Here is a 24,509-nt window from a genome sequence, read left to right on the forward strand (position 1 = left end):
GTCAACCACGGGCGCTCCTCACGGCGTCGGCGGAGCGCTCGACGGCGTCCGCGATCCCCGACGGCCCGGCGGCGAGGATGCTGCGGGACTCGGAGACGATGACGCCTGGAGCGAGGTCACCGTAGATGGATTCGAGGTCGGCGACCGCTGCACCCTGATGGCCGAAGCCGGGAGCGAGGATCGGGACGACCGATCGGGTCGGCACCGCCGTCATGCCGAACTCCTCCAGACGGAGCGTGGCACCGATGACGGCACCGATCGAACCCGTCGACCCTGGGTGATGTCTCGCGTTCCAGTGGTCGATCTCGCCGAGCATCGACGCTGCGACCGTGAGGCCTGCGCGGTCCTCGGCGAGCTGGACGTCGCGTCCCTCGGGATTCGAGGTCGCCGTCAGCACGAACAATCCCTTGCCCTCGTGTTCGGCGAGCTCGAGCGCCGGCTGGAGCGAGCCGAAACCCAGGTACGGGTTCACGGTGAGCGCGTCGACTTCGAGCGGGGAACCCGGGGTCAGCCAGGCCTCGGCGTACCCCTCCATGCTCGTCCCGATCTCGCCACGCTTGGCATCGCCGATCACGAGGAGTCCGGCGTCGCGTGCTGCGGCGAGGACACCTTCCAGCGCGACGTAGCCCGCCGATCCGAACCGTTCGAAGAACGCCACCTGCGGCTTCACGATGCCGGCCCGGCCCGCCGTCGCCTCGACGACGGCGAGCCCGAAGGCCCCGGCGCCGGCGGCGGTGTCGGGCAGCCCCCATGCCTCGAGCAGGAAGCGGTGCGGATCGATGCCGACGCAGAGCCGGCCCGACCGGACGAAGACCTCGTCCAGTCGGGTTCCGAACGAAGCCGTCACGAGCGTGCAGCCCGATCGAGTGCGTACTCCTGCAGGGACCGGACCTCGAAGCCCCCGCCGAGTGCCTCGAAGGAGCCGACAGCGGCCGTCAGCTGCGCGATCGTCGTGAAGAGCGGCTTGTCCGCTGCGACGGCTGCCGCGCGGATCTCGTAGCCGTCCGCGCGGGCGGATCGGCCACTCGGCGTGTTGATGACCATGTCGACCTCGTCTCGGTTGATCAGGTCGACGATCGAGTCGTCCTCCCCCGCTGCGGTGGTCTCGCTGTACTTGCGGACCGTCCGCGCGCTGATGCCGTTCCGGTTCAGGACCTCCGCCGTGCCGTCGGTGGCGAGGATGTCGAAGCCGAGCTGCTGCAGGCGGAGCACCGGCAGGATGATCGAGCGCTTGTCGCGGTCGGAGACCGAGACGAACACCGTGCCGCTCGAGGGCAGACCGCCGTAGGCCGCCTCCTGGCTCTTCGCGAAGGCGCGCGGGAAGTCCTTGTCGATGCCCATGACCTCACCGGTGGAGCGCATCTCCGGCCCGAGCACGCTGTCGACGATCTGGCCGTCCTTCGTTCGGAACCGCTTGAAGGGCAGCACGGCCTCTTTCACCGACACCGGGGAGTCGATCGGCACGCGCGACCCGTCGACCGGGGGCAGGAGCCCCGAGTCCTTGAGCTCGGCGACCGTGGCGCCCGTCATGATGAGGGACGCGGCCTTCGCCAGCGGGATGCCGAGCGCCTTCGAGACGAACGGCACGGTGCGGGACGCCCGTGGGTTGGCCTCGATGACGTAGAGGATGCCGGCGCCGATGGCGAACTGCACGTTGAGCAGGCCACGGACCCCGATCCCCTGGGCGATCGCGAGCGTTGCGGTACGGACCCGGTCGATCTCGGCACGGCCGAGGGAGACCGGCGGCAGGGTGCAGCTGGAGTCGCCCGAGTGGATCCCGGCCTCCTCGATGTGCTCCATGACACCGCCGATGTAGAGTTCCTCACCGTCGAACAGGGCGTCCACGTCGATCTCGATCGCGTCGTCGAGGAAGTGGTCGACGAGCAGCGGCTGCGCCGGGCCCACGATGCCCTGGTCCTCGATGCGCACGAAATAGTCCGTCAGCGAAGCGCTGTCGTAGATGATCTCCATGCCGCGACCGCCGAGGACGAAGCTCGGACGCACGAGGACCGGGTAGCCGATCTCCTCGGCGACCCGGAGGGCGCCCTCGATCTCGACGGCGGTGCCGTTCTTCGGTGCGACGAGCCCGGCGGCGTCGAGGATCTGCTGGAACTGTCCGCGCTCCTCGGCGAGGTCGATGGCGGTCGGCGTGGTGCCGAGGATCGGGACTCCGGCGGCTTCAAGCCCCTTCGCGAGGCCGAGTGCCGTCTGGCCGCCCAGCTGGACGACGACCCCGACGAGCTCGCCGGACTCGCTCTCCGCGTGGATGACCTCGAGCACGTCTTCGAGCGTGAGCGGCTCGAAGTACAGGCGGTCGCTCGTGTCGTAGTCCGTGGAGACCGTCTCGGGGTTGCAGTTGATCATGATGGTCTCGAAGCCGGCGGCCTGCAGCGCGAACGAGGCGTGCACACAGGAGTAGTCGAACTCGATCCCCTGACCGATCCGGTTCGGCCCGGAGCCGAGGATGACGACCTTGCGGCGGTCGCTCGCGACCACCTCGGTCTCCGTGTCGTAGCTGGAGTAATGGTACGGCGTGAGGGCGGGGAACTCCCCGGCGCAGGTGTCGACCGTCTTGTAGACCGGACGCACGCCGAGGATGTGGCGGACCTCGCGCACCTCCTGCTCGCCGAAACCGCGGAGCTGACCGATCTGCGCGTCGGAGAAGCCGTGGTTCTTGGCGGTCCGGAGCACCTCGGTGTCCAGGCGTTCGGCCGCGGCGATCCAGTCGGCGACGTCGTTGATGAGGACGATCTGATCGATGAACCACGGGTCGATCTTGGTCGCCTCGAAGACCTGCTCGGCGGTCGCACCCTTCCGGAGCGCCTGCTGGACCACGACGATACGGCCGTCGGTGGGCGTCTTCGAGATCTCGAGCAGCTCGTCGGCGCTGCGTGACTCCTCGCCCCAGTGGAAGCTGGAGCCGCGCTTCTCGAGCGAGCGGAGCGCCTTCTGGAGGGCCGTGGCGTAGTTGCGGCCGATGGCCATCGCCTCGCCCACCGACTTCATGGTGGTGGTCAGCGTCGGGTCCGCGGCCGGGAACTTCTCGAACGCGAACCGCGGGACCTTGACGACGACGTAGTCGAGCGTGGGCTCGAAGCTCGCCGGGGTGACCTTGGTGATGTCGTTCGGGATCTCGTCGAGACGGTAACCGATGGCCAGCTTCGCCGCGATCTTCGCGATCGGGAAGCCGGTCGCCTTCGAGGCGAGGGCGCTCGAGCGCGAGACGCGCGGGTTCATCTCGATGACGATGATGCGGCCGTCGGCCGGGTCGACGGCGAACTGGATGTTGCAACCACCGGTGTCGACACCGACCGCGCGGATGATGTCGATGCCGATGTCGCGGAGCTTCTGGTACTCGCGGTCGGTCAGCGTCAGCGCGGGAGCCACCGTGATCGAGTCTCCGGTGTGGACACCGACGGGGTCGACGTTCTCGATCGAGCAGACGACGACGGTGTTGTCCGCCGTGTCGCGCATGAGTTCGAGCTCGTACTCCTTCCAACCGAGGATCGACTCCTCGAGGAGCACCTCGGTGGTCGGGCTCTGGTGGAGGCCGTCGCCGACGATGCGACGGAGCTCAGCCTCGGTGTACGCGAAGCCCGAGCCGAGACCGCCCATGGTGAACGAGGGACGGACGACGAGCGGGTAGCCGAGGTCCTCGGCGTAGCCGACGGCCTCCTCGACCGTGTGGGCGATGTAGGAGCGGGCCACGTCGGCGCCGGCGTCGAGGACGAGCTGCTTGAAGATCTGGCGGTCCTCGCCCTTGTTGATCGCCTCGAAGTTCGCTCCGATGAGCTCGACGTCGTACTTCTCGAGGATCCCGTGCTCGTGGAGCTGGATCGCCGCGTTCAGGGCCGTCTGGCCGCCGAGCGTCGGGAGGATGGCGTCGGGCTTCTCCTTCGCGATGATCGTCTCGATGACCTGCCACGTGATCGGCTCGACGTAGGTCGCGTCGGCGAAGTCGGGGTCGGTCATGATCGTCGCCGGGTTCGAGTTGACGAGGATGACGCGGACGCCCTCCTCTCGCAGGACTCGGCAGGCCTGGGTGCCCGAGTAGTCGAACTCCGCGGCCTGCCCGATGACGATCGGCCCGGAGCCGATGACGAGGACGCTGTTGATGTCGTCGCGCTTGGGCACTAGTTGTTCTCCTTGGTGCTGGAAGTGGTGGCGTGGCCGGTCACGAGATCGCGGAACCGGTCGAACAGGTAGACCGCGTCGTGCGGACCGGAGGCGGACTCCGGGTGGTACTGGACCGAGAAGGCGGGGATGTCGATGCAGTTGATGCCCTCGACGACCTCATCGTTCAGGCTGTAGTGGCTGACCTCGGCGAGGCCGAACCCGGCAGGCGTCTCATGACGGCCCTCGATGGGCAGGTCGACCGCGAACCCGTGGTTCTGCGAGGTGATCTCCACCCGGCCCGTCGCCTTGTCGAGGACCGGCTGGTTGATCCCACGGTGGCCGAAGGGCAGCTTGTAGGTGTCGAAGCCGAGCGCCCGGCCCAACAGCTGGTTGCCGAAGCAGATCCCGAAGTACGGCACGCCTGCCCGGAGCACGTCCTGCAGGAGCGCGACGTGCGCGTCGCTGGCGGCTGGGTCGCCGGGGCCGTTCGAGAAGAACAGGGCGGAGGGCTCGAGCGCGAGGACCTCGGCCGAGGTCACCGACTGCGGCAGCACCACGACGTCGAAGCCGCGGGCGGCGAGGTGGTTGAGCGTGGAGGTCTTGACGCCGAGGTCGAGGACCGCGACGGAACCGACACGCTCGCCCACCGCCTCGACGGTGTACTGCTCGGTGGTGGAGACCTGACCGGACAGGTTGAGACCGGCCATCTGCGCACCGGCGCGGACGAGACTGAGCTGCTCGGCGCCGGAGAGCTCGAAGTCCTCCCCGGAGAACACGCCGCCGCGCATGGAGCCGGCGGAACGGATGTGTCGGGTCACCGCACGGGTGTCGATGCCGCTGATGCCCACGACACCGTCCTGGACGAGTTCGTCGTCGAGCGAGCGGTCCGCGCGGAAGTTGGAGACGACGCGGGAGGCGTCGCGCACCACGTACCCGGCGACCCAGACGCGGGCGGACTCCATGTCCTCGCGGTTGACGCCGGTGTTGCCGATGTGCGGCGCCGTCATGAGGACGATCTGGCCGGCGTAGGACGGGTCGGTCAGGGTCTCCTGGTAGCCGGTCATGCCGGTGGCGAAGACGACCTCGCCGAGCGTGCGGCCGGTGGCACCGTAGGCGTGCCCGACGTAGCGGTTGCCGTCCTCGAGGACGAGTACCGCTGGACTGGGTGGGGTGAAGGAGGTCATGGTCGAGCCCTCTCGTGAGGCGGTGGGGTGCGGTCGTCGGTCGAGGAGGCCTCGCCGACGGTGTCTGGGGTGCCGGTCGGCCGGAGTCCGGCGTCCGCGGCGGGGATGATGCTCGTGACGGCGTCGATGATGCGGGCGCGGTCGGCCTGCTCGAGGACGCGGAAGGTGCTGTCGGCGATCACCGACGGGACGGGGCGCCAGCTCAGACGGAGGAGCCCGCCCGGCTCGACGACCCGGTCGATCGTGAGGTTGGTCTGGTCGATCCCGACGATGCTCGTCGCCGGGATGAACGTCGGCCGCTCCCCGGGGACGTCGACGACGACACCGGCTGCTCCGAGCTCGAGCGTCACCCGCGAGCGATAGCGCAGACCTTCGAGGGCCAGGCGCTCCAGCGGCTGGTCGTGCTTCGACGTCGCGACGTAGAGGACCTCGACCGTCAGGGACGGGACGGGACGGGGGTCGGGGAGCTCGGGGAGCGGTCCGATCCGGGCGTCGCGCGAGACCCGACGCCGCCAGGCGAGCGCCATGAGGGCGAGGACGCCGAGGAGGAAGACGGCGACGAGGAGCGCGGCGAGGATGCGCCCGTCCATCAGTGCTCGACCTCCGCGGAGCGCGCGGCGCGTCGTGCGGCGGCCGCGACCTGCTCCGCCGGCAGCACGGCGCCATCCAGGACGGTCGCGTAGCCCCGGTGGAAGGTCGCGATGACCCGGCCGGGCAGCTCCAGGCCGAGGTAGGGCGAGTTCACGCCCTTGCCGGCGAGGTCGACCGTGCCGAACGGCCGGCTGGCCGCGGTGTCGTACAGTACGAGTTCCGCGGGCGCGCCCACCTCGAGCGGGGACCCCTGACCGGTGATCCGCCCGATCCTCGCGGGCGTCGCCGACAGCACCCGGGCGACGTCGTTCCAGTCGAGCAGCCCGGTCGCCACCATCGACGCGTGCACGACGGAGAGGGCGGACTCCAGCCCCACCATGCCGTTCGCCGCGGCGTCCCACTCGCAGTCCTTCGCTTCGACCGGGTGGGGTGCGTGGTCCGTCGCGACGATGTCGATCGTGCCGTCCGCGAGGGCCTCGCGCAGCGCTTGGACGTCCTCAGCCCGACGCAGCGGCGGGTTCACCTTGTACCGGGCGTCGTAGCTCGCCACGGACTCCTCGGTGAGCAGCAGGTGGTGCGGAGTGACTTCGGCGGTGACCGGGATGCCGCGGGCCTTGGCCCATCGGATGACGTCGACGGAGCCGGCCGTCGAGACGTGACAGATGTGCAGGCGGGAACCGACGTGCTCGGCGAGGAGCACATCCCGCGCGATGATCGACTCCTCGGCGACCGCCGGCCAGCCCGTGAGACCGAGTTCACCCGAGAGGGCGCCCTCGTTCATCTGTGCGCCGACGGTGAGCCGCGGTTCCTGCGCATGCTGCGCGATGACGCCGTCGAAGGCCTTCACGTACTCCAGCGCACGACGCATGAGCAGCGGGTCGGAGACACACAGGCCGTCGTCCGAGAAGACGCGGACCTTGGCACGCGAGGAGGCCATCGCGCCGAGTTCGGCGAGCCGCTCCCCCGCGAGTCCGACCGTCACAGCGCCGATCGGCTGCACGGTGGCGTAGCCGGCGCGTTCACCGAGCGACTGCTCCTGCTCGACGACCCCGGCCGTGTCGGCGACCGGCGAGGTGTTGGCCATCGCGAACACCGCGGTGAAGCCACCGGCCGCCGCGGCACGCGTCCCGGTGAGAACCGTCTCGCTCTGCTCGAAGCCGGGCTCGCGGAGATGCGTGTGGAGGTCGACGAGTCCCGGCAGGGCCAGCAGGCCGTCCGCGTCGACGACGGTGGCTCCCGAGGCGCTCAGGCCGGAGCCGAGTTCCGCGATCCGTCCCTCCCGGAGGAGGAGGTCGGTGCGTGATCCGTCGGCGAGGGTCGCTCCGGTGATCAGCGTGACGTCGGGGTTCGATACGGGCTCAGACACGGGTGGATTCCTCTCGATCGCCGGACAGCAGCAGGTACAGCGCGGCCATCCGGACCGACACCCCGTTGGCGACCTGTTCGAGGACGGTCGACTGGGGCGAGTCGGCTGCCCCGGACGAGATCTCCAGTCCGCGGTTCATCGGTCCGGGGTGCATGACAATGCTAGCCGGGTCGAGCCGCGCGAGCCGTTCGTCGTCGAGCCCCCAGCGTCTGGAATACTCCCGGCTGTTCGGGAAAAAGGCGGCCTGCATGCGTTCGGACTGGATCCGGAGCATCATCAGGACGTCGGGACGCTGGGCGATGGCGTCGTCCAGGTCGTAGCGGACGGTCGCCGGCCACGGGCCGAGGTCCACCGGGAGCAGTGTCGGCGGGGCGACGAGGGTGACCTCGGCGCCGAGGGTGTCCAGCAACCAGACGTTCGAGCGGGCGACCCGCGAGTGGAGGATGTCGCCGACGATCGTCACCGCGACGCCGTCGAGCGCACGGCCGCGTGACCCGCCACCGTGGATGCGCTTGCGCATCGTGAACGCGTCCAGCAGGGCCTGCGTCGGGTGCTCGTGCGTCCCGTCTCCCGCGTTGAGGATGCCGGCGTCGATCCACCCGCTGTCCGCGAGGGTCTGCGGAGCCCCTGAGGCGGAGTGCCGGATCACGACGGCGTCGGCGTGCATGGCGGCGAGGGTCTGCGCGGTGTCCTTGAGACTCTCGCCCTTCGAGACGCTCGATCCCTTGGCGCTGAAGGTGATCACATCGGCCGACAACCGCTTCGCAGCCGCCTCGAAGGAGATCCTCGTGCGGGTCGAATCCTCGAAGAACAGGTTGACGACCGTCTTGCCGCGGAGGGTCGGCAGCTTCTTGACCTCGCGCGACTGCGTGTCGGCCATGTCCTCGGCGACGTCGAGGATCTCGATCGCCTCGTCGCGCGTCAGCGTCTTCGTCGACAGCAGGTGCCTCACTCGCCACTCCCCTCGATCGTGACCGCGTCGACCCCGTCGAATTCGGTGAGCCTGACGTAGATGCGCTCCGCCTGCGACGACGGCAGGTTCTTGCCGACGAAGTCGGGTCGGATCGGGAGCTCGCGGTGGCCGCGGTCGACGAGGGCGGCGAGCCGCACGACGCGTGGGCGGCCGAGATCCGTCAGGGCGTCCAGAGCGGCGCGGATCGTGCGCCCCGAGTACAAGACGTCGTCGACGAGGACGACCGTGCGGCCGTCGATGCCCTCCGGTGGGAGCGTCGTCGGCTGTGGTGCACGGGTCGGGTGCTTCGCCAGGTCGTCGCGGTACATCGTGACGTCGAGGGCACCAGACCGGATGGTCGCGCCGGAGATGGCGGAGATCGAGGCGGCGATCCGTGTCGCGAGGATGACCCCGCGGGTGGGGATGCCGAGGATGACGAGGTCGTCAGCTCCGCGGTTGGACTCGAGGATCTCGTGGGAGATCCGAGTCAACGCCCGCGTGATGTCAGCTTCGTGCAGCACGGTACGTGCGCTCATCGCCGACTCCCTTCTCCGCCTCTCTGGACGGTCTTAAAGGTTGTCTTGGTCAACACCCGAGCCTAGCAGCCGGATCAGGCCTCGTAGAGCTCCAACGGGAGACCGTCGGGATCGAAGAAGAACAGCATCTTCCGGGAGGTGTGCGGGTCGATCCGGACGTCTTCGACCCGGACGCCCAGCTCGACCAGACGGGCGTGGCCGGCGTCGACGTCGTCGACCGCGAACGCCAGGTGCCGGAGACCGAGCGCTTCGGGCCCTGATGCACGCGCCGGCGGGTCCGGGAAGGAGAACAGCTCGATGAGGTACTCGCCGTTCAGGGCGAGGTCGCCCATCCAGGAGTCGCGCTCCGCACGGTACACCTCGGTGATCAGCTCGCAGCCGAGCACCGAGGTGTAGAAGCGCTTCGACCGCTCGTAGTCGCTGGCGATGATCGCGATGTGGTGCACGCGCTTCAGCGGCAGGGCCGGGCCGGTCTCGTCGCCCATGGTCATCGCGGGTTGATCTGCGAGATCTTGCCGAGGAGCCCGTTGATGAACCCCGCCGAGTCGTCGGTCGACAGCGTCTTGGCCGCCTCGACCGCCTCGTCGATGGCGACGCCGTGCGGCACCTCGTCGTTGAACAGGATCTCCCAGATGGCGATCCGGAGGATGGCGCGGTCGACCGTCGGCATCCGCGCGAGGGTCCAGCCCTGGGCGTACGTCTCGATCTGCTCGTCGATCTCCTCGGCGTGGTCGCCGACGCCGTCGACGATCTCACGGGCGTACAGCCAGGAGGCCTGGCGGTCGGGTTCGCTGACCGCACGTGCTGCCTCAGCCGAGAGGACCTCGGCGAGGGTCTGCTGACGGACGTCGGCCTGGTACAGCAGATCGAGGGCGCGTTTCCGCGCCTTGGTCCGAGCGCTCACTCGTTGACGCGACCGAGGTAGTCACCGGTGCGGGTGTCGACCTTGACCTTGGTGCCGGTCTCGAGGAAGAGCGGGACCTGGATCTCGTAGCCGGTCTCGACGGTCGCCGGCTTCGTGCCACCGGTCGAGCGGTCGCCCTGGAGGCCGGGTTCCGTGTAGGTGACCTCGAGGATGACCGAGGCGGGGAGCTCGACGTAGAGCGGGTTGCCGTTGTTGAGGGCGACCGTGACGTCCTGGTTCTCCAGGAGGAAGTTCTTGGTGTCGCCCACGACGACGGCCGGGATCGTGATCTGGTCGTAGTCGCTCTTGTCCATGAACACGAAGGAGTCGCCGTCCGCGTACAGGTAGGTGAAGTCGCGACGGTCCACGTTCTCGACGTCGATCTTCGTGCCCGCGTTGTACGTCTTGTCGACGACCTTGCCGGTCATGATGTTCTTCATCTTGGTGCGGACGAACGCGCCACCCTTGCCCGGCTTGACGTGCTGGAACTCGATCACCGTCCAGAGCTGCCCGTCGATGTTCAGGACGATGCCGTTCTTGATGTCAGCGGTAGAAGCCATGCGCGAGAATGTCCGTTCGTGGAAAGTGTGCGGCCGGATACGACCCAACGAACGAGTGTAACCGCTGGGAGGACCGCTGACCAACGCGGCCGTGGCGTTCCGGGTCGTGTCGGTCGTCAGGCGGTGGTCCGCCGCACGACGAGGTCGAGTGCGAGACGGTAGGAGTCGAAACCGAATCCGGCGATGACCCCGGTCGCGACCGCCGAGATGACGCTCGTGTGTCGGAACGTCTCCCGGGTGTGCGGATTCGACAGGTGCACCTCGACGAGGATGAGACCCGCTTTGGTGACCATGGCCGCGGCATCCCGGAGGCCGTAGCTGTAATGCGTGAACGCTGCGGGATTCAGGATCACCGGTGTCCGTGCATCCACAGCCTCGTGGAGCCAGCCGATGAGTTCGCCCTCGTCGTCCGTCTGGCGGAGGTCGATCCGTGTCCCGGTACCCGCCTCTCCCTCGAGCAGCGTGCGCAGTGCATCGAGGTCGGCCGAGCCGTAGACGTCGGGTTCGCGGCTGCCGAGGCGTCCGAGGTTCGGTCCGTTGAGGACGAGCACGGTGGTCATGTGTCGAGGGTATCCGTTCCGGACGAGCGCTCGCGGCGCGCGTTGGCGTCGATCAGGAGCCGATCTCCTGGTAGGCGGCGAACAGCAGCGAGGTCTCGGGGCCCTGCAGGACGGTCGGCTTGGCCAGGTCGTCGAGCACGATGAACCGCAACATCGACCCACGGGTCTTCTTGTCGCGCTGCATGGTGGCGAGGAGGGTGTTCCAGCGACCGACGGGATATGCGGTCGGCAGGCTGAGCGACTCCAGGACACGGCGGTGGCGGTCGACGACCTCGTCAGACAACCGACCCGCGAGACGGGACAGCTCCGCGACGTACATCATGCCGATGGCGACGGCGGCGCCGTGCCGCCACTGGTAGCGCTCGGCGTGCTCGATCGCGTGACCCAGGGTGTGGCCGTAGTTGAGGATCTCGCGGAGCCCCTGTTCGGTGAAGTCCTCGCTGACGACGTCGGCCTTCATCCGGATGGCGAGCTCGATGCATCGGCGGAAGGCCGGGGTCGTCGGATCGGTGGCCGCGTCGACGTCCGCCTCGATGAGGTCGAGGATCTCGGGGTAGCGGATGAACCCGGCCTTCGCGACCTCCGCGAAGCCCGCGAGGATCTCGTTCTTCGGCAGTGTGTCGAGGGTGTCGAGGTCCGCGATCACGGCAGCGGGTGCGTAGAAGGCGCCGACGAGGTTCTTGCCCTCGGCGGTGTTGATGCCCGTCTTCCCGCCGACCGCCGCATCGACCATGCCGAGGACCGTCGTCGGGAGCTGCACGAGTCGGACGCCGCGCAGCCAGGTGGCCGCCACGAAGCCGGCGAGGTCGGTGACCGCGCCACCGCCGAAACCGATGACCGCGTCGGATCGCGTGAAATCGGCCTGCCCAAGCACGCCCCAACAGAACGCGGCGACCTCGACGCGCTTGCCGGCTTCGGCGTCGGGCACCTCGGCAAGGAGCACCTGGTAGCGGTCGCTGAGGGACTCGCGCAGCTTCGAGGCCTTCTCCCCCAGTGTCGACGGGTGCACGATGAGGACCCGCTGCACGCCCGTGCCCAGTGCGTCGACGATCGTGTCCTCGAGCCCGCGACCGATCGTGATCGAGTACGGTGCGGAGCCCGTGACCTCGATGACGGTGCGCTCGGGCGAGGTGGTCGGTTCGGTGCTCATGCAGGCTCCTTCACCCAGGCGACGAGCTCGTCGACGATGCCTGAGATGGGTCGGTGCGAGGTGTCGAAGGTGACATCCGCGAGTCGTTCGTAGAGGGGGCGGCGTGCTGCGGCGATGCGTGACCAGGCACCGGGATCGTCGCGGAGGAGCGGCCGTTTGTCGAGGTTGGCCCGTGCCAGCACGGCCTGCTCGGTCACGGTGAGCAGCACGACCCGAGCATCGGAGAGCTCACGCTGTGTGTCCTCGTCGAGGACTGCTCCTCCGCCGAGTGACACGATCGCCGGCTGTGCGAGCGCCGCCGCGACCGCCTCGCGCTCGAGGGCACGGAAGTGCGCTTCACCGTGCTGCTCGAACATCCGTGCAATGGGGCCGTGCTCGCCGGAGACGACGTTGTCGGTGTCGACGAACGGGAGCCCGAGGCGTTTCGCGAGCTGCTTGCCGACGCGGCTCTTCCCCGAGCCCATCGGTCCGATCAGGACGACCGGGAGCCGGAGCCCGTCGGCCTGATCAGGCATCGGCGCCGGAGGCGTGATCGCCTCGCGTGCGCAGGTTCGACGGGATCGCCGCGAGGTATCCGTCGAGGTTGCGCTTCGTCTCGGTGACCGAGTCGCCGCCGAACTTCTCCAGCACCGCCTCGGCGAGGACGAGGGCGACCATGGCCTCGGCCACGACGCCCGAGGCTGGCACCGCACAGACGTCGGACCGCTGGTGGTGGGCGGTCGCGGCCTCGCTCGTCGCGACGTCGACCGTCCGGAGCGAACGCGGGACCGTCGCGATGGGCTTCATGCCGGCACGGACACGGAGGACCGTGCCCGTCGTCATGCCGCCCTCGGTGCCACCGGCGCGATCGCTCTGACGCGCGATGCCGTCGGCCTCCTGGACGAGTTCGTCGTGTGCCGCCGAGCCACGGCGTGTCGTGGTGAGGAAGCCGTCGCCGACCTCGACGCCCTTGATGGCCTGGATGCCCATGAGCGCGGCCGCGAGCCGGGCGTCGAGCCGACGATCCCAGTGCACGTACGAGCCGAGGCCCGGCGGGAGACCGTAGGCCAGGACCTCGACGATGCCACCGAGGGTGTCGCCGTCCTTCTTGGCCGCGTCGACCTCGGCGACCATCCGCTCGGACGTGGCGGCGTCGAAGCAGCGCAGCGGATCGGCGTCGAGTGCGTCGACGTCGGACGGGAGCGGGAGCCGGGCGTTCTCCGGCACGCGGACGGGGCCGATCGACAGGGTGTGGCTGACGAGCGTGATCCCGAGTTCTGCGAGGAAGGACCGCGCGACGGCGCCGAGGGCGACGCGAGCGGCTGTCTCCCGAGCGCTCGCGCGCTCGAGGACGGGGCGGGCCTCGTCGAAGCCGTACTTCTGCATGCCGGTGAGATCGGCGTGACCGGGGCGAGGACGGGTGAGGGCTGCGCTGCGACCGCGGGACTTCTCGGAGACCTCGGTCGGCTCGGGGCTCATCACCTCTTCCCACTTCGGCCACTCGGTGTTGCCGACGCGGATCGCGACCGGGCTACCCATCGAGAAGCCGTGACGGACGCCACCCGAGAGATGCAGCTCGTCCGCCTCGAACTTCATGCGGGAGCCGCGGCCGTAGCCGAGCTTGCGGCGGGCGAGGTCGGCACGAATGCCGTCCATGGAGATGGGGACGCCGGACGGGAGTCCCTCGAGGACGGCGATGAGTTCCGGGCCGTGAGACTCTCCGGCAGTGAGCCAACGAAGCATGGACCTATCCTTCCACAGAGCCGGGACCCGCCGGTGCGCGGCGGACCGGACGCCGGCCGATCGTGGCCCGTTCGGTCATCGCGGACGGTGAGATCCGTCGACCGGTGTCCCCGTCGCGTCCAGGTCGACGGCTGCGAGCATGGCGCCGAGGACCGCCGGCTCCTCGTCGAGCGGGACCGAGGGATCGCCGTGCACGAAGATCCGCACCTGCAGCAGTGCCTGATGGACGAGCATCGACAAGCCGCTGAGGACGGACCCTCCGGCCGCCGACCAGGCCGTCGCGAGCGCACTGGGCCAGGGATCGTACGCGACGTCGAGCAGCAGTCCGCCGGGCGCCAGGGTCAGCACAGGACCCGGTTCGGTGAGCGCGCCGCCAGGGAGCGTGCTGATGGCGAGCGGCGCATCGGGCACTCGACCGTCGATCGGTCCTGAACCGAATCGCAGCCCCAGGTGCTCGGCCAGCGTCTGGAGCGGCTGCGCCTGCGACGGCGTGCGGAGTGCCACGTGCACCTCCTGCGCGCCGAGCTCGGCCACCGCCATGATCGTGGAGGCTGCCGTCGCTCCCCCGCCGAGCACGACGGCGCCCGTGACCACGTCGACACCCGCCGCGCCGATCGCCCGCACGATCCCGCCGACGTCGGTGTTGAACCCCTCCACCCGTCGAGCGCCGTCCGCGGTGTACCCGATGCGAACGGTGTTGACGGCTCCCGTCTCGTGGGCCGCACGGTCGGCGTGGTCGACGAGTTCGAGCGCGCGATGCTTCAACGGCATGGTCAGGGAGAGGCCGCGCCACGCCGGACCGAGGTCGTCCAAGAAGGCGTCGAGCCGGGCGGCGTCGAGCTCGTGCCGACCGTAGCTCCAGTCCAGGCCGAGCACCCGGTAGGCGGCTGTGTGCAGGGCCGGTGACTTGGAGTGCTCGATCGGCGACCCGAGCACGGCCAGGCGTGTTCGGACTGCAGGTCCGTCAGCCGGTTCCGTTCCCCGCATGGTGTCCTGCACGGCTACTGGTACTCGGGGTGTTCGTCCATCCAGGACAACCACTTGTCGACCGCTGCCTCGTGCTCCTCCTGGGTGGTGGAGAAGATGGTCTCGCCGGAGTCGAGGTTCCAGGTGACGAAGTAGAGCCAGGGACCCTCCGCCGGGTGCAACGCCGCGTCGATCGCCAGGTCGCCCGGGTTGGAGATCGGTCGGACGACCATCCCCGGGCGGACGTAGGTGTTGTAGGGGTTCGAGGCGTCCTCGCGCTCGGCGTCCGTGGTCGAGACGCGGTGCGTGTTCCCCGTGCCGTAGGCCACGGTCGCGTCGGACTGCAACAGGCCGCTCTCCCACTGGGACGGGTCGAGACGGTTGAGGAAGACGCGCGAGACCTTGTAGTAGTCGTCGCGGAGGCCGGCCTCCTTCTGGATGAGCGAGGCGAGGACGATCGTCTTCCAGCGGTCCTCCGGCTTCACGCCGGCGTCGTCGAGGGCCTGGAACGACCGGTTCACGAGGGTCTGCAGGACCGCGTGCGCATCGCCGCCGTCCGGGAGGCTGTACGTGGCCGGGAACAGGAAGCCCTCGAGGGAGGTCGCCTCGGCGGGCAGGCCGAACGACGCGACGTCGGCGGCCGCGGCCTGCAGCTCCTCCAGTGGGATGCCGGTCCCCTCGGCGATGGACGGCAGGGCGTCCTGCTCGGCGGTCCCCTCGGGGATCACGAAGGTGTCCTCCATACGGTTCGCTTCATCGGTCAGCGCCGCGAGGGCGGTTTCGGCGCTCATCTTGAGCTTCAGCTTGTACGCCCCGGGGAAGAACTCCGGCTGGGTCGGCTGCGCGAGGAGGAGGTCGTAGAAGGCGTCGAACGACTTCGTGACACCAGCGTCGTGCAGGTTCGTCGCGATGTCCTCTCCGATGTCGCCCTCATTGATCATCACGACGACCTCGCCGCTCCCGGCGCCTTCGAAGTCGTTGGGCTCCTCCCAACCGAGCACCTTCCGGATCTGCGGCTCGTAGCTCGTCCAGACGACCGCGGCGCAGGCCGCGAGACCGCCGACGACGACGATCGACACGATGAGGGCGATGAGTCCGCGACGGCCGCGGCGCCGCTTGGGCGGCTCGCCGCCGGCGAGCGAGCGGCGTCGCCCTCGGTGGATGGGCTGCGCTCCGGCCTCGTCGGCGGAGTCGTCCTCGGCGAGCAGGTCCTCGAACGCGGGGATGGTGGTCGTCCTGGCCGGCTTCGGCGACGGCTCTTCGATGAGCGAACGGGGCTCGGATGATTCGGCGTCGACCGATTCCGGGCCGGCGGGGGTCGAGGTGGGCGACGACGCGGCGGCCGGCGAGGCGTCGGACGATTCGGACGGCACTCGATCGAGCGGCGTGGTGGCCGCCGTCGCGGAGGGGGCCGTGGGGCCTGGGTTCGCAGCGGAGGCGCTCTGGTTCGCTCCGCCCGGTGCCTCTGCGGCCTCGCGGTCCGCAGCCTCGGTGAGGTCACCCTGGTCGGCCGGCGCCGATGAGGCGGCAGCCGCTTCGCGTCGCTGGCGGGCCTCTCGACGGGACAACGGTGCCGGCTGCTCGGGGCCCGCGGCGTTCCGCTCGGACGTGAAAAGGTCCGCCAGCGGGTCGTCTTCTGGGCTGTTCTGAGGTGTCAGATTCGACACAGGCACGTCCTGTTCACGGGTCGACGGGGGTTCCGGGGGGACGCCCCGAACCGCGTTCGGCGTCGAGGGCGTACTGCAAGAGTATGACGGCCGCCACTTGATCGACAATCGAACGCGTCTGCTTCTGCCGTTTCCCAGCCGAGCGCAAGGCGCTGTGCGCGGTCACCGTCGTCAACCGCTCGTCGACCAATCGGCCTGGGACTCCCGTCAGGGCCACCAGTCTCGCCGCGAACTCCCGGGCGTCCTGCGTGGACGCGGTGTCCTTGCCCGACAGTGCGATGGGAAGCCCGACGACCAGCTCGACCGCGCCGAGCTCCGTCGCGATCGCAGCGATCGCCCTGAGGTCGGCGTCGCCTCCGAGGTCGCGCTGAACCGTCTCCACGGGGGTGGCGAGCAGACCGTCGGGGTCGCTCCGCGCGACCCCGACCCGCGCCTTCCCGACGTCGACGCCGAGGCGGACGCCCCGGCGGAACGCCTCCACGTCAGCCGATCTCGCGGGCGACGGCCGCGAGCGCATCGCCCAGCGCGGCGGCGTCGACGCCGCCACCCTGCGCCATGTCGTCCTTGCCGCCACCGTTGCCGCCGAGCACGCCGGCGGCGACCCGCACGAGCGCCCCCGCCTTGAGCCCTGCGTCGCGAGCACCCTGGTTGGTCGCCACCACGATCGCCGGCTTCCCGGCGACGACGGCGCCGAGCGCGACGACGGCAGGAGCCGTTCCGAGGCGCTCCCGGAGCTGCGTGACCAGCGTGCGGACGTCGTTCGGCGAACCGAGCTCGCCGAGGTGCTCGGCCACGAGCGACACCGCTCCGACCTGGTGCGCGGTCTGCACGAGCGCCGGGAGGCGTTCGCTCAGGCCGCGGGCTTCGAAGGCCGCGATCTTCTTCTCAGCGGCCTTGAGATTCGCGACGAGCTCGGAGATCCGCTCCGGCAGCTGCTCCTTCGGGGTCTTCAAGCTGCCGGAGAGCTGCGACACGAGTGCCCGCTCAGCGGTGAGGTCACGGAAGGCCTCCAACCCGACGAGGGACTCGACACGACGGTTCGTCGAACCGACCGAGGACTCGCTGATCAAGCTGATGAGCCCGATCTCGGCACTGGAGTCGACGTGCGTCCCCGCGCAGAGTTCGCGAGACCAGGGGCCGCCGATGTCGACGACCCGGACCGTTTCGCCGTACTTCTCGCCGAAGAGCGCCATGGCTCCGAGCGCCTTCGCGTCGTCCAACGCCATCTCGCGGGTGGACACCTGCAGGTTGTCGCGGATCGCGTTGTTCGAGATCTCCTCGATCTCCGTCTTCGTCGCCGGTGAGAGCGGCTGGTTCCACGTGAAGTCGAGCCGCAGGTAGCCGGCCTTGTTCGACGAGCCGGACTGGTGTGCGCTGGAACCGAGGACCTGCCGCAGGGCGGCGTGGATGATGTGCGTACCCGAGTGCGCCTGCTGCGCCCCGCGCCGGTAGCTCGCGTCGACGACCGTGGTCGCCGGGGCGTCGAGACCGACCTCGCCCTGGCTCACCTGCACCTTGTGCGCGATGAGGCCCTTCACGGGCTTCTGGACGTCGAGGACCTCGAGCTCGAACCCGGGACCGACGATCACACCCTGGTCGGCTTCCTGACCGCCGGACTCGGCGTAGAGGGAGGTCTCCGCGAGGATCACCTCGGCGATGTCTCCGGCGACCGCACGCTGGACGGGGTGTCCGTCGACGATGATCCCGAGGATGCGACTCTCGGTCTCGAGCTCGGTGTACCCGGTGAACACCGTCTCACCCTTGGCGCGGATGTCGCTGTACACGGAGAGGTCGGCGAGGACGCTCTTCTTCGCCTTCGCGTCGGCCTTCGCGCGCTGGCGCTGTGCCGTCATGAGGGAGTCGAACGCGCCGCGGTCGACGGAGAGACCCGCCTCCTCCGCGATCTCGAGCGTCAGGTCGATCGGGAACCCGTAGGTGTCGTGGAGGAGGAAGGCCGAATCCCCGGCGAGTGCCGGCTGACCGGACTCTTTCGTCTTCTCGAGGGCGAGGTCGAGGATGGTCGTGCCGCTGGCCAGTGTGCGGAGGAAGGTCTCCTCCTCGGCGTAGGCGCTCTGCGAGATGCGGCCGAAGTCGGCCTCCACCTCGGGGTAGGCCGCCTTCATGGCGTCGCGAGAGGCGGAGAAGAGCTCGGGGAAGGTGGCCGTGTCGACACCGAGGAGGCGCATGGCACGGACGGTCCGACGCATGAGGCGCCGGAGGATGTACCCGCGGCCTTCGTTCGACGGGGTGATCCCGTCGCTCATGAGCATGAGCGAGGAGCGCACGTGGTCGGCGATGACCCGCATGCGGACGTCGTCGTCGTGATCCGCGCCGTATCGACGGCCGCTCAACTCCGCCGCGCGGTCGAGCACGGGCCGGACCTGGTCGATCTCGTACATGTTCTCGACGCCCTGCTTGAGGAAGGCGACGCGCTCGAGACCCATCCCGGTGTCGATGTTCTTCTTCGGGAGCTCACCGACGATGTCGAAGTCGACCTTGCCGCGCACGTTCTCGATCAGGTACTGCATGAAGACGAGGTTCCAGATCTCGACGTAGCGGTCGTCGTCCGTCGCGGGACCACCGTCGATGCCGTACTTCGGGCCACGGTCGAAGAAGATCTCGGAGCAGGGTCCTGCGGGACCGGGCTGGCCGGTCGACCAGTAATTGGTGTCCTTGTCGAGACGCTGGATCCGGTGCTCCGGCAGGCCCGCGACCCGCTTCCACAGGTCGATCGCCTCGTCGTCGTCCTTGTAGACGGTGACCCAGAGGTCCTTCTCGTCGAAGGCGAGGCCGCCGCTCGACTCACTGCCGGTCAGGAGCTCCCAGGCGTAGGTGATCGCCCCCTCCTTGAAGTAGTCGCCGAAGGAGAAGTTGCCGTTCATCTGGAAGAAGGTGCCGTGACGAGGGGTCTTGCCGACCTCTTCGATGTCGTTGGTCCTGATGCACTTCTGGACACTCGTCGCACGATCGAACGGCGCTGGGACGACCCCGGTGAGGTACGGCACGAACGGCACCATGCCCGCGACCGTGAAGAGCAACGACGGGTCGTCGCTGACGAGCGAGGCGGAGGGGACGACGGTGTGCCCCCGATCGCCGAAGAAGGTGAGCCAGCGGGAGCGGATGTCAGCGGTGTCCATGGTGTCCGTACGTCAGGGGGTGTGCGTGTCGATGTTCGTGCAGCAGCGGCGGTGCCCGGGTGGGCGGACCGTCACGGCTTGGTGAGGCCTTCGGCAGCGTCCTCGACGCGGGAGACGACGGTCTCCGCCGAGTCGCGCAACTGCGCCTCGCGCTCCTTGTAGGCGTCGCCGACGGTGTCGGTGAACTCCCTGATGCGGGAGTCGAGCTCGGAGAAGAACCGCTTGCCGGACTGTGTCTTGTTGATCTCGTGGGCGACGACGAAGCCGGCGCCGATACCGACGATCAGCCAGAACACGTTCTTCATGGGGACTCCTCATCTGCGGTGCGATCACCCGGGTGTGCTCGGGCGTGCCAAGCAACCATCGTAGTCGAGCCCTGGAACCGGATGGCGTCGGTGAACGACGAAGAGGCACCGGCCGGAGCCGATGCCTCTTCGTGGTTCGCCCGGGACCGGGCCGCAGTCCTAGCGGGCTGCGTAGTACTCGACGACGAGCTGGACCTCGCAGGTCACGGGGATCTCGGCGCGCTTGGGGCGACGCTCGAGCCGTGCCTGGAGCTTGTCGAGCTCGACCGAGAGGTACGAGGGCACCTTCGGAAGGACGTCGACGTGGCCGCCGGCTGCAGCGACCTGGAAGGGCTCGGTGCCCTCGGAGCGCGGCTTGACGTGGATGAGCTGACCCGGCTTCACACGGAACGACGGGCGGTCGACGAGCTGGCCGTCGACCATGATGTGACGGTGCACGACCATCTGGCGGGCCTGAGCCGTGGTGCGGGCGAAGCCGGCGCGGAGGACGAGCGCGTCGAGACGCGTCTCGAGGATCTCGACGAGGTTCTCACCGGTCAGGCCCTGGGTGCGACGCGCTTCCTGGAAGGCGATCTTGAGCTGGGCCTCGCGAATGCCGTACTGGGCGCGCAGACGCTGCTTCTCGCGCAGACGGACCGCGTAGTCGCTGTCGGCCTTGCGCTTGGTGCGGCCGTGCTCACCGGGAGCGTAGGGACGCTTCTCGAGGTACTTGGCAGCCTTCGGGGTGAGGGCGATGCCGAGGGCCCGCGAGAGGCGGGTCTTGCTGCGGGTACGTGACTTGGTAGACACGGTTTCCTTTCAATGAAGTCTCAAACGATGAATGACCGACGCGAGAACGCGCCGGTGATCCGGAATCACACCGGACAAAGTCAGAGGGGTCCGCCGGGGCTGTTCGGCTACAGAACACGCCCGTCGAACACGGTGATCGAGCAGCCGCGCAGTCACACCGGTTCTAGGCGGATCAATACTAGCACGAGGTGACCTCGGCAGCCGGACGCCGACGCGGGTGGTTCACTCGCCTCGGACGATCTTGCGGAGCTTGTCCAACCGCGCCGAGATGTCGCGCTCGTGACCGTGGTCGGTGGGCTCGTAGTAGCGCACCTCGGTGAGCTCGTCGGGGAGGTACTGCTGGGCGACGACACCGATCGGGTGGTCGTGCGGGTAGCGGTAGCCCTTGCCGTGTCCGAGACGCTTGGCGCCCGCGTAGTGGGCGTCGCGCATGGGCTTGGGTACGCGCCCGAACGCTCCGGCGCGGACGTCGGCGATAGCCCGGTCGATCGCGACGTAGGCCGCGTTCGACTTCGCCGCCGTGGCCAGGTACACCACGGCTTCGGCGAGCGGGATCCTGCCCTCCGGCATGCCGATGAACTGGACGGCGTCGGCCGCCGCGACCGCGATCGGCAGCGCCTGCGGGTCGGCGATGCCGATGTCCTCGGCCGCCGAGATGATGATCCGGCGCGCGATGAAGCGCGGGTCCTCCCCGGCCTCGATCATGCGTGCCAGGTAGTGCAGCGCGGCATCGACGTCGGAACCCCTGATGCTCTTGATGAACGCGCTGATGACGTCGTAGTGCTCGTCGCCGTTCCGGTCGTATCGCAGCAGGGCGCGGTCGACCGCCTGGGACACGAGTTCGTCGGTGATGACGGGACCGCGCGGTGCCGCGTCACCTGCATCACCCGCGTCCGACGTTCCCTCGTCCTCGTCATCCTCGTCGCCGACGTCCAGGCGGCCGACGTCGTCGAGATCGAGCTCGTCCGGGTCGACTGCCGCACCGAGGTCGGAGTCGGCCGCGATGGCCGCCGCTTCCAACGCGGTGAGCGCTCGGCGGGCGTCGCCGGAGGAGAGTTGGATGATCGCGGCCCGCGCCTCGGGGGTGACCGTGAAGCGACCGGCGAGGCCACGTGGATCGGTGACGGCGCGGTCGATGAGGATGCCCAGGTCGTCGTCGCTGAGCTGCTCGAGCGTGAGCAGGAGCGACCGGGAGAGCAACGGGGAGATGACGGAGAACGACGGGTTCTCGGTCGTGGCGGCCACGAGGATGACCCAGCCGTTCTCCACCCCAGGCAGCAGGGCGTCCTGTTGCGCCTTGGTGAAGCGGTGGATCTCGTCGAGGAACAGGACGGTCGAGCTGCCGTAGAGGTCGCGGCTCGACATCGCCTCCTCCATGACCTGACGGACGTCCTTCACCCCTGCTGTGACCGCCGAGAGCTCGACGAAGCGTCGGCCCGAGCTGTGGGCGATCGCCTGCGCCAGGGTCGTCTTACCGGTGCCCGGCGGGCCCCAGAGGATGACCGACACGGCCGCCTGCGTCCCCTCCCGGTCGCTCGCGAGTCGGACGAGCGGTGAACCCGGGCGCAACAGGTGCTGTTGACCGGCGACCTCCTCGAGGCTGCGAGGGCGCATGCGCACGGCGAGTGGGACCGGTGCGCCGGCGATGCCGGGTCCTCGACTGAACATTCCTCCAGGCTAGCCGCAGCCTCGGACACGGTTCCACGCAGCGTCGTTTGGTCCGCGTGGAGCCGTCCCCGTAAGGTTCTCCTGGGCAGCCCGCCGCAGGCGGGACGCCCAGACGACAGCGCGATGCCGCCGCTCACCGCGACGGCACCTGGAGGGAACGACGTGGCAACGAGCAAGGGTCCGGACAAAGAGGCACGCGCAGCACGCGCACGGCTGCGTGCCTACAACGCCCGTCGTACCGTGCATGAGCACCGCTCGAAGCGGCGGGTGCGGGACAACGTCATCGCGGCCGCGGCGCTCGTCCTCGTCCTGGCCGGCGCCACCGCCGCACAGGTCTTCTTCTTCGCCGGCGGCCCGGGGGCCCCGGTGGCGACGCCGACCGCCACCGCCGAGGCAGGAGCGTGCGGCGTGACCGGCGCGACCGACGGCGCGAACACGGGAACGGTGCCCGCGACCACGGTCGCCGAGGATCGGGACTGGACCGGCGAGATGACGATCAACGACGTCGTCATGAACCTTACCCTCGACGGCGCGTGCGCACCGCAGGGCGTGTCGTCCTTCATCTCCCTCGCGCAGTCCGGCTTCTACGACGGCGTGACGTGCCACCGTCTCACGACGAGCGGGATCTACGTCCTCCAGTGCGGCGACCCGGACGGCACCGGCACCGGGGGCCCCGGGTACAGCTACGGCCCGGTCGAGAACGCCCCGACGGACGACGTCTACCCGGCCGGCACCATCGCGATGGCCCGTCAGGGCGGGAACGGCTACAGCAACGGCTCGCAGTTCTTCCTCGTCTACCAGGACTCGACCATCCCGTCGGACGCCGCGGGCGGGTACACCGTCCTCGGGCAGATCACGAGCGGCCTGGACCAGCTCGTCTCCGGCGTCGTGTCCGGTGGCGTCGCTGACGGCAGCGGCGACGGCAAGCCCGCGGTGCCGGCCACGATCACCTCGGTGACGGTGCAGTAGCCGGTGCAGTAACCTGCACCAGACGGAACCGACCGGCGCAAGCGGTCTCCCCGAGCTCGGCTCGGGGTAATAGGCTTGTGGATCGATCACGATCGCCATCAACGGCGGTCAACACACAGCAAGGGTGATGCGCGTGACCAGTCCAGAGATCGAACCGTGGGGCCGTGTCGACGACGACGGTACCGTCTACGTCCGTGAGGCGGACGGCGAGCGAGTGGTCGGCCAGTATCCCGACGGTTCCAAGGAGGAGGCGCTCGCCTACTTCGAACGGAAGTTCACCGATCTCGCCGGGCAGGTGACGCTGCTCGAACAGCGCGCCAAGCGCGGTGCCCCGGCAGCCGACGTCGCCAAGGCGGTCAAGTCGATCACCAAGCAGGTGGAATCGGCCAACGCGGTCGGGAACCTGCAGGCGCTCCTGACCCGCCTCGCGGCACTCGACGGCACGGTGACCGAGCTGACCGAGGCCCAGAGCCAGGAGAGCAAGGCGGCCCTCGACGAGGCGGTCCGAGCCCGCCTCACCATCGTCGAGGAGGCCGAACAGCTCGCGCAGCAGGATCCCGCGCGCGTGCAGTGGAAGCAGACCTCCAGCCGACTCGACGAACTGTTCGCCGAGTGGCAGCGCCAGCAGCACGACGGACCACGGCTCCCCAAGAACGACGCGAACGACCTGTGGAAGCGGTTCAGGACCGCCCGCGCGGCGATCGAGCAGCACCGACGTGCGTTCTACACCGAGCTCGACTCGGTGCACAAGGAGGCCCGCTCGATCAAGCAGAAGCTGGTCGAGCGCGCCGAGGAACTCATCGCGAAGGGCGCCGACGGCATCCCGGCCTACCGCAGCCTGCTCGACGAGTGGAAGCAGTCCCCCCGTGCCGGGAAGCGTCAGGACGACGCGCTCTGGGCCAAGTTCAAGGCCGCCGGCGATGCGATCTACGGTGCCAAGGCCGAGATCGACGCACGCGACAACGAGGAGTTCCAGGGCAACCTCGATCTGAAGCTCGCGCTGCTCACCGAGGCCGAACCGATCCTGTCGAACACGAACCGCGATTCTGCCCGCAAGGCGCTCACCGACATCCAGCGTCGTTGGGACGAGATCGGCAAGGTCCCCCGCGAGCAGGTGCGGGTCGTCGAAGATCGACTCCGCAAGGTCGAGTCGCATGTGAAGCAGCTCGAGGACGAGCACTGGAAGCGGAACAACCCGGAGACGAAGGCCCGCACCGAAGGGCTCGCGAGCCAGCTCGCCGATGCCATCGCCAAGCTCGAGGACGAGGTGGAGGCTGCTCGTGCCTCCGGCGACGCCGACCGGCTCACGGCGGCCATCGAAGCCCTCGACGCACGGAAGGCGTGGCTCGGCGCGATCCGCTGAGCGA

The 24,509-nt window shown here is 69.2% G+C and carries 22 protein-coding genes and 1 pseudogene; 2 read left to right on the forward strand and 21 right to left on the reverse strand.

Going from position 1 to position 24,509, the window contains the following annotated elements; all coding sequences use genetic code 11:
• Position 1 precedes the first annotated feature (1 nt).
• The 21 genes and pseudogenes from pyrF to ASF68_RS01355 form a co-directional block, all read right to left on the reverse strand.
• Positions 2-847: an orotidine-5'-phosphate decarboxylase gene (gene pyrF, locus ASF68_RS01255; RefSeq protein ID WP_082498428.1), complete on the reverse strand. Its 846-nt coding sequence runs from the start codon at positions 845-847 to the stop codon at positions 2-4.
• The gene (gene carB / locus ASF68_RS01260) at positions 844-4,134 is read right to left on the reverse strand and encodes a carbamoyl-phosphate synthase large subunit (RefSeq protein ID WP_056005762.1); all 3,291 of its coding nucleotides are present in this window, start codon (positions 4,132-4,134) and stop codon (positions 844-846) included. Before carB ends, pyrF begins: the two co-directional genes overlap by 4 nt.
• Positions 4,134-5,300, reverse strand: coding sequence for a glutamine-hydrolyzing carbamoyl-phosphate synthase small subunit (carA, locus tag ASF68_RS01265; protein WP_056005767.1), 1,167 nt, complete (start codon positions 5,298-5,300; stop codon positions 4,134-4,136). The genes carB and carA overlap by 1 nt, the downstream gene beginning before the upstream one ends.
• Positions 5,297-5,890: a hypothetical protein gene (locus ASF68_RS01270; protein WP_056005770.1), complete on the reverse strand. Its 594-nt coding sequence runs from the start codon at positions 5,888-5,890 to the stop codon at positions 5,297-5,299. The genes carA and ASF68_RS01270 overlap by 4 nt, the downstream gene beginning before the upstream one ends.
• Positions 5,890-7,257: a dihydroorotase gene (locus ASF68_RS01275; RefSeq protein WP_200936380.1), complete on the reverse strand. Its 1,368-nt coding sequence runs from the start codon at positions 7,255-7,257 to the stop codon at positions 5,890-5,892. Before ASF68_RS01275 ends, ASF68_RS01270 begins: the two co-directional genes overlap by 1 nt.
• Positions 7,250-8,209, reverse strand: coding sequence for an aspartate carbamoyltransferase catalytic subunit (locus ASF68_RS01280; RefSeq protein WP_056005773.1), 960 nt, complete (start codon positions 8,207-8,209; stop codon positions 7,250-7,252). Before ASF68_RS01280 ends, ASF68_RS01275 begins: the two co-directional genes overlap by 8 nt.
• Positions 8,206-8,751 (reverse strand): annotated as a pseudogene (gene pyrR, locus ASF68_RS01285) (bifunctional pyr operon transcriptional regulator/uracil phosphoribosyltransferase PyrR); the annotation flags it as partial. The pseudogene pyrR and the gene ASF68_RS01280, both read right to left, overlap by 4 nt.
• Positions 8,752-8,819: 68 nt before the next feature.
• Positions 8,820-9,236: a VOC family protein gene (locus tag ASF68_RS01290; RefSeq protein WP_235522536.1), complete on the reverse strand. Its 417-nt coding sequence runs from the start codon at positions 9,234-9,236 to the stop codon at positions 8,820-8,822.
• Positions 9,233-9,649, reverse strand: a complete 417-nt coding sequence (gene nusB / locus ASF68_RS01295; protein ID WP_056005782.1) for a transcription antitermination factor NusB — start codon at positions 9,647-9,649, stop codon at positions 9,233-9,235. Before nusB ends, ASF68_RS01290 begins: the two co-directional genes overlap by 4 nt.
• On the reverse strand, positions 9,646-10,209 hold the full coding sequence (gene efp / locus ASF68_RS01300; RefSeq protein ID WP_056005785.1) for an elongation factor P: 564 nt from the start codon (positions 10,207-10,209) through the stop codon (positions 9,646-9,648). The genes nusB and efp overlap by 4 nt, the downstream gene beginning before the upstream one ends.
• A 116-nt stretch (positions 10,210-10,325) precedes the next feature.
• Entirely contained in the window at positions 10,326-10,769 is a 444-nt protein-coding gene (locus tag ASF68_RS01305; protein ID WP_056005787.1) for a type II 3-dehydroquinate dehydratase, read from the reverse strand.
• A gap of 52 nt (positions 10,770-10,821) precedes the next feature.
• A complete protein-coding gene (gene aroB / locus ASF68_RS01310) occupies positions 10,822-11,919 on the reverse strand; it encodes a 3-dehydroquinate synthase (RefSeq protein WP_056005790.1) in 1,098 nt (365 codons plus the stop codon).
• Entirely contained in the window at positions 11,916-12,434 is a 519-nt protein-coding gene (locus ASF68_RS01315; RefSeq protein WP_056005793.1) for a shikimate kinase, read from the reverse strand. The genes aroB and ASF68_RS01315 overlap by 4 nt, the downstream gene beginning before the upstream one ends.
• Entirely contained in the window at positions 12,427-13,641 is a 1,215-nt protein-coding gene (gene aroC, locus ASF68_RS01320; RefSeq protein ID WP_056005796.1) for a chorismate synthase, read from the reverse strand. The genes ASF68_RS01315 and aroC overlap by 8 nt, the downstream gene beginning before the upstream one ends.
• Before the next feature lie 75 nt (positions 13,642-13,716).
• Complete coding sequence (locus tag ASF68_RS01325; RefSeq protein ID WP_235526732.1) at positions 13,717-14,577, reverse strand: shikimate dehydrogenase; 861 nt, start codon at positions 14,575-14,577, stop codon at positions 13,717-13,719.
• 65 nt (positions 14,578-14,642) lie between these two features.
• Complete coding sequence (gene mltG, locus ASF68_RS01330) at positions 14,643-16,274, reverse strand: endolytic transglycosylase MltG (protein ID WP_056005799.1); 1,632 nt, start codon at positions 16,272-16,274, stop codon at positions 14,643-14,645.
• Positions 16,275-16,287: 13 nt separating this feature from the next.
• On the reverse strand, positions 16,288-16,755 hold the full coding sequence (gene ruvX, locus ASF68_RS01335) for a Holliday junction resolvase RuvX (protein ID WP_157580136.1): 468 nt from the start codon (positions 16,753-16,755) through the stop codon (positions 16,288-16,290).
• A gap of 1 nt (position 16,756) precedes the next feature.
• On the reverse strand, positions 16,757-19,411 hold the full coding sequence (alaS, locus tag ASF68_RS01340; protein WP_056005802.1) for an alanine--tRNA ligase: 2,655 nt from the start codon (positions 19,409-19,411) through the stop codon (positions 16,757-16,759).
• Between the two features lie 71 nt (positions 19,412-19,482).
• Positions 19,483-19,716 (reverse strand): hypothetical protein, encoded by a 234-nt coding sequence (locus ASF68_RS01345; protein WP_056005804.1) that lies wholly within the window; start codon positions 19,714-19,716, stop codon positions 19,483-19,485.
• 159 nt (positions 19,717-19,875) lie between these two features.
• A complete protein-coding gene (gene rpsD / locus ASF68_RS01350) occupies positions 19,876-20,505 on the reverse strand; it encodes a 30S ribosomal protein S4 (protein ID WP_056005806.1) in 630 nt (209 codons plus the stop codon).
• A gap of 222 nt (positions 20,506-20,727) precedes the next feature.
• Positions 20,728-22,173: a replication-associated recombination protein A gene (locus tag ASF68_RS01355; RefSeq protein WP_082498429.1), complete on the reverse strand. Its 1,446-nt coding sequence runs from the start codon at positions 22,171-22,173 to the stop codon at positions 20,728-20,730.
• A 162-nt stretch (positions 22,174-22,335) separates the two neighbouring features.
• Between ASF68_RS01355 and ASF68_RS01360 the strand changes: the two genes are divergently transcribed.
• Both ASF68_RS01360 and ASF68_RS01365 read left to right on the forward strand, forming a co-directional pair.
• Positions 22,336-23,142: a peptidylprolyl isomerase gene (locus ASF68_RS01360; protein ID WP_235526733.1), complete on the forward strand. Its 807-nt coding sequence runs from the start codon at positions 22,336-22,338 to the stop codon at positions 23,140-23,142.
• Positions 23,143-23,275: 133 nt separating this feature from the next.
• Positions 23,276-24,505, forward strand: a complete 1,230-nt coding sequence (locus tag ASF68_RS01365) for a DUF349 domain-containing protein (RefSeq protein WP_369796402.1) — start codon at positions 23,276-23,278, stop codon at positions 24,503-24,505.
• The last annotated feature ends 4 nt before the right edge of the window (positions 24,506-24,509 follow it).

Source organism: Plantibacter sp. Leaf314, assembly GCF_001423185.1.
Lineage (GTDB): Bacteria > Actinomycetota > Actinomycetes > Actinomycetales > Microbacteriaceae > Plantibacter.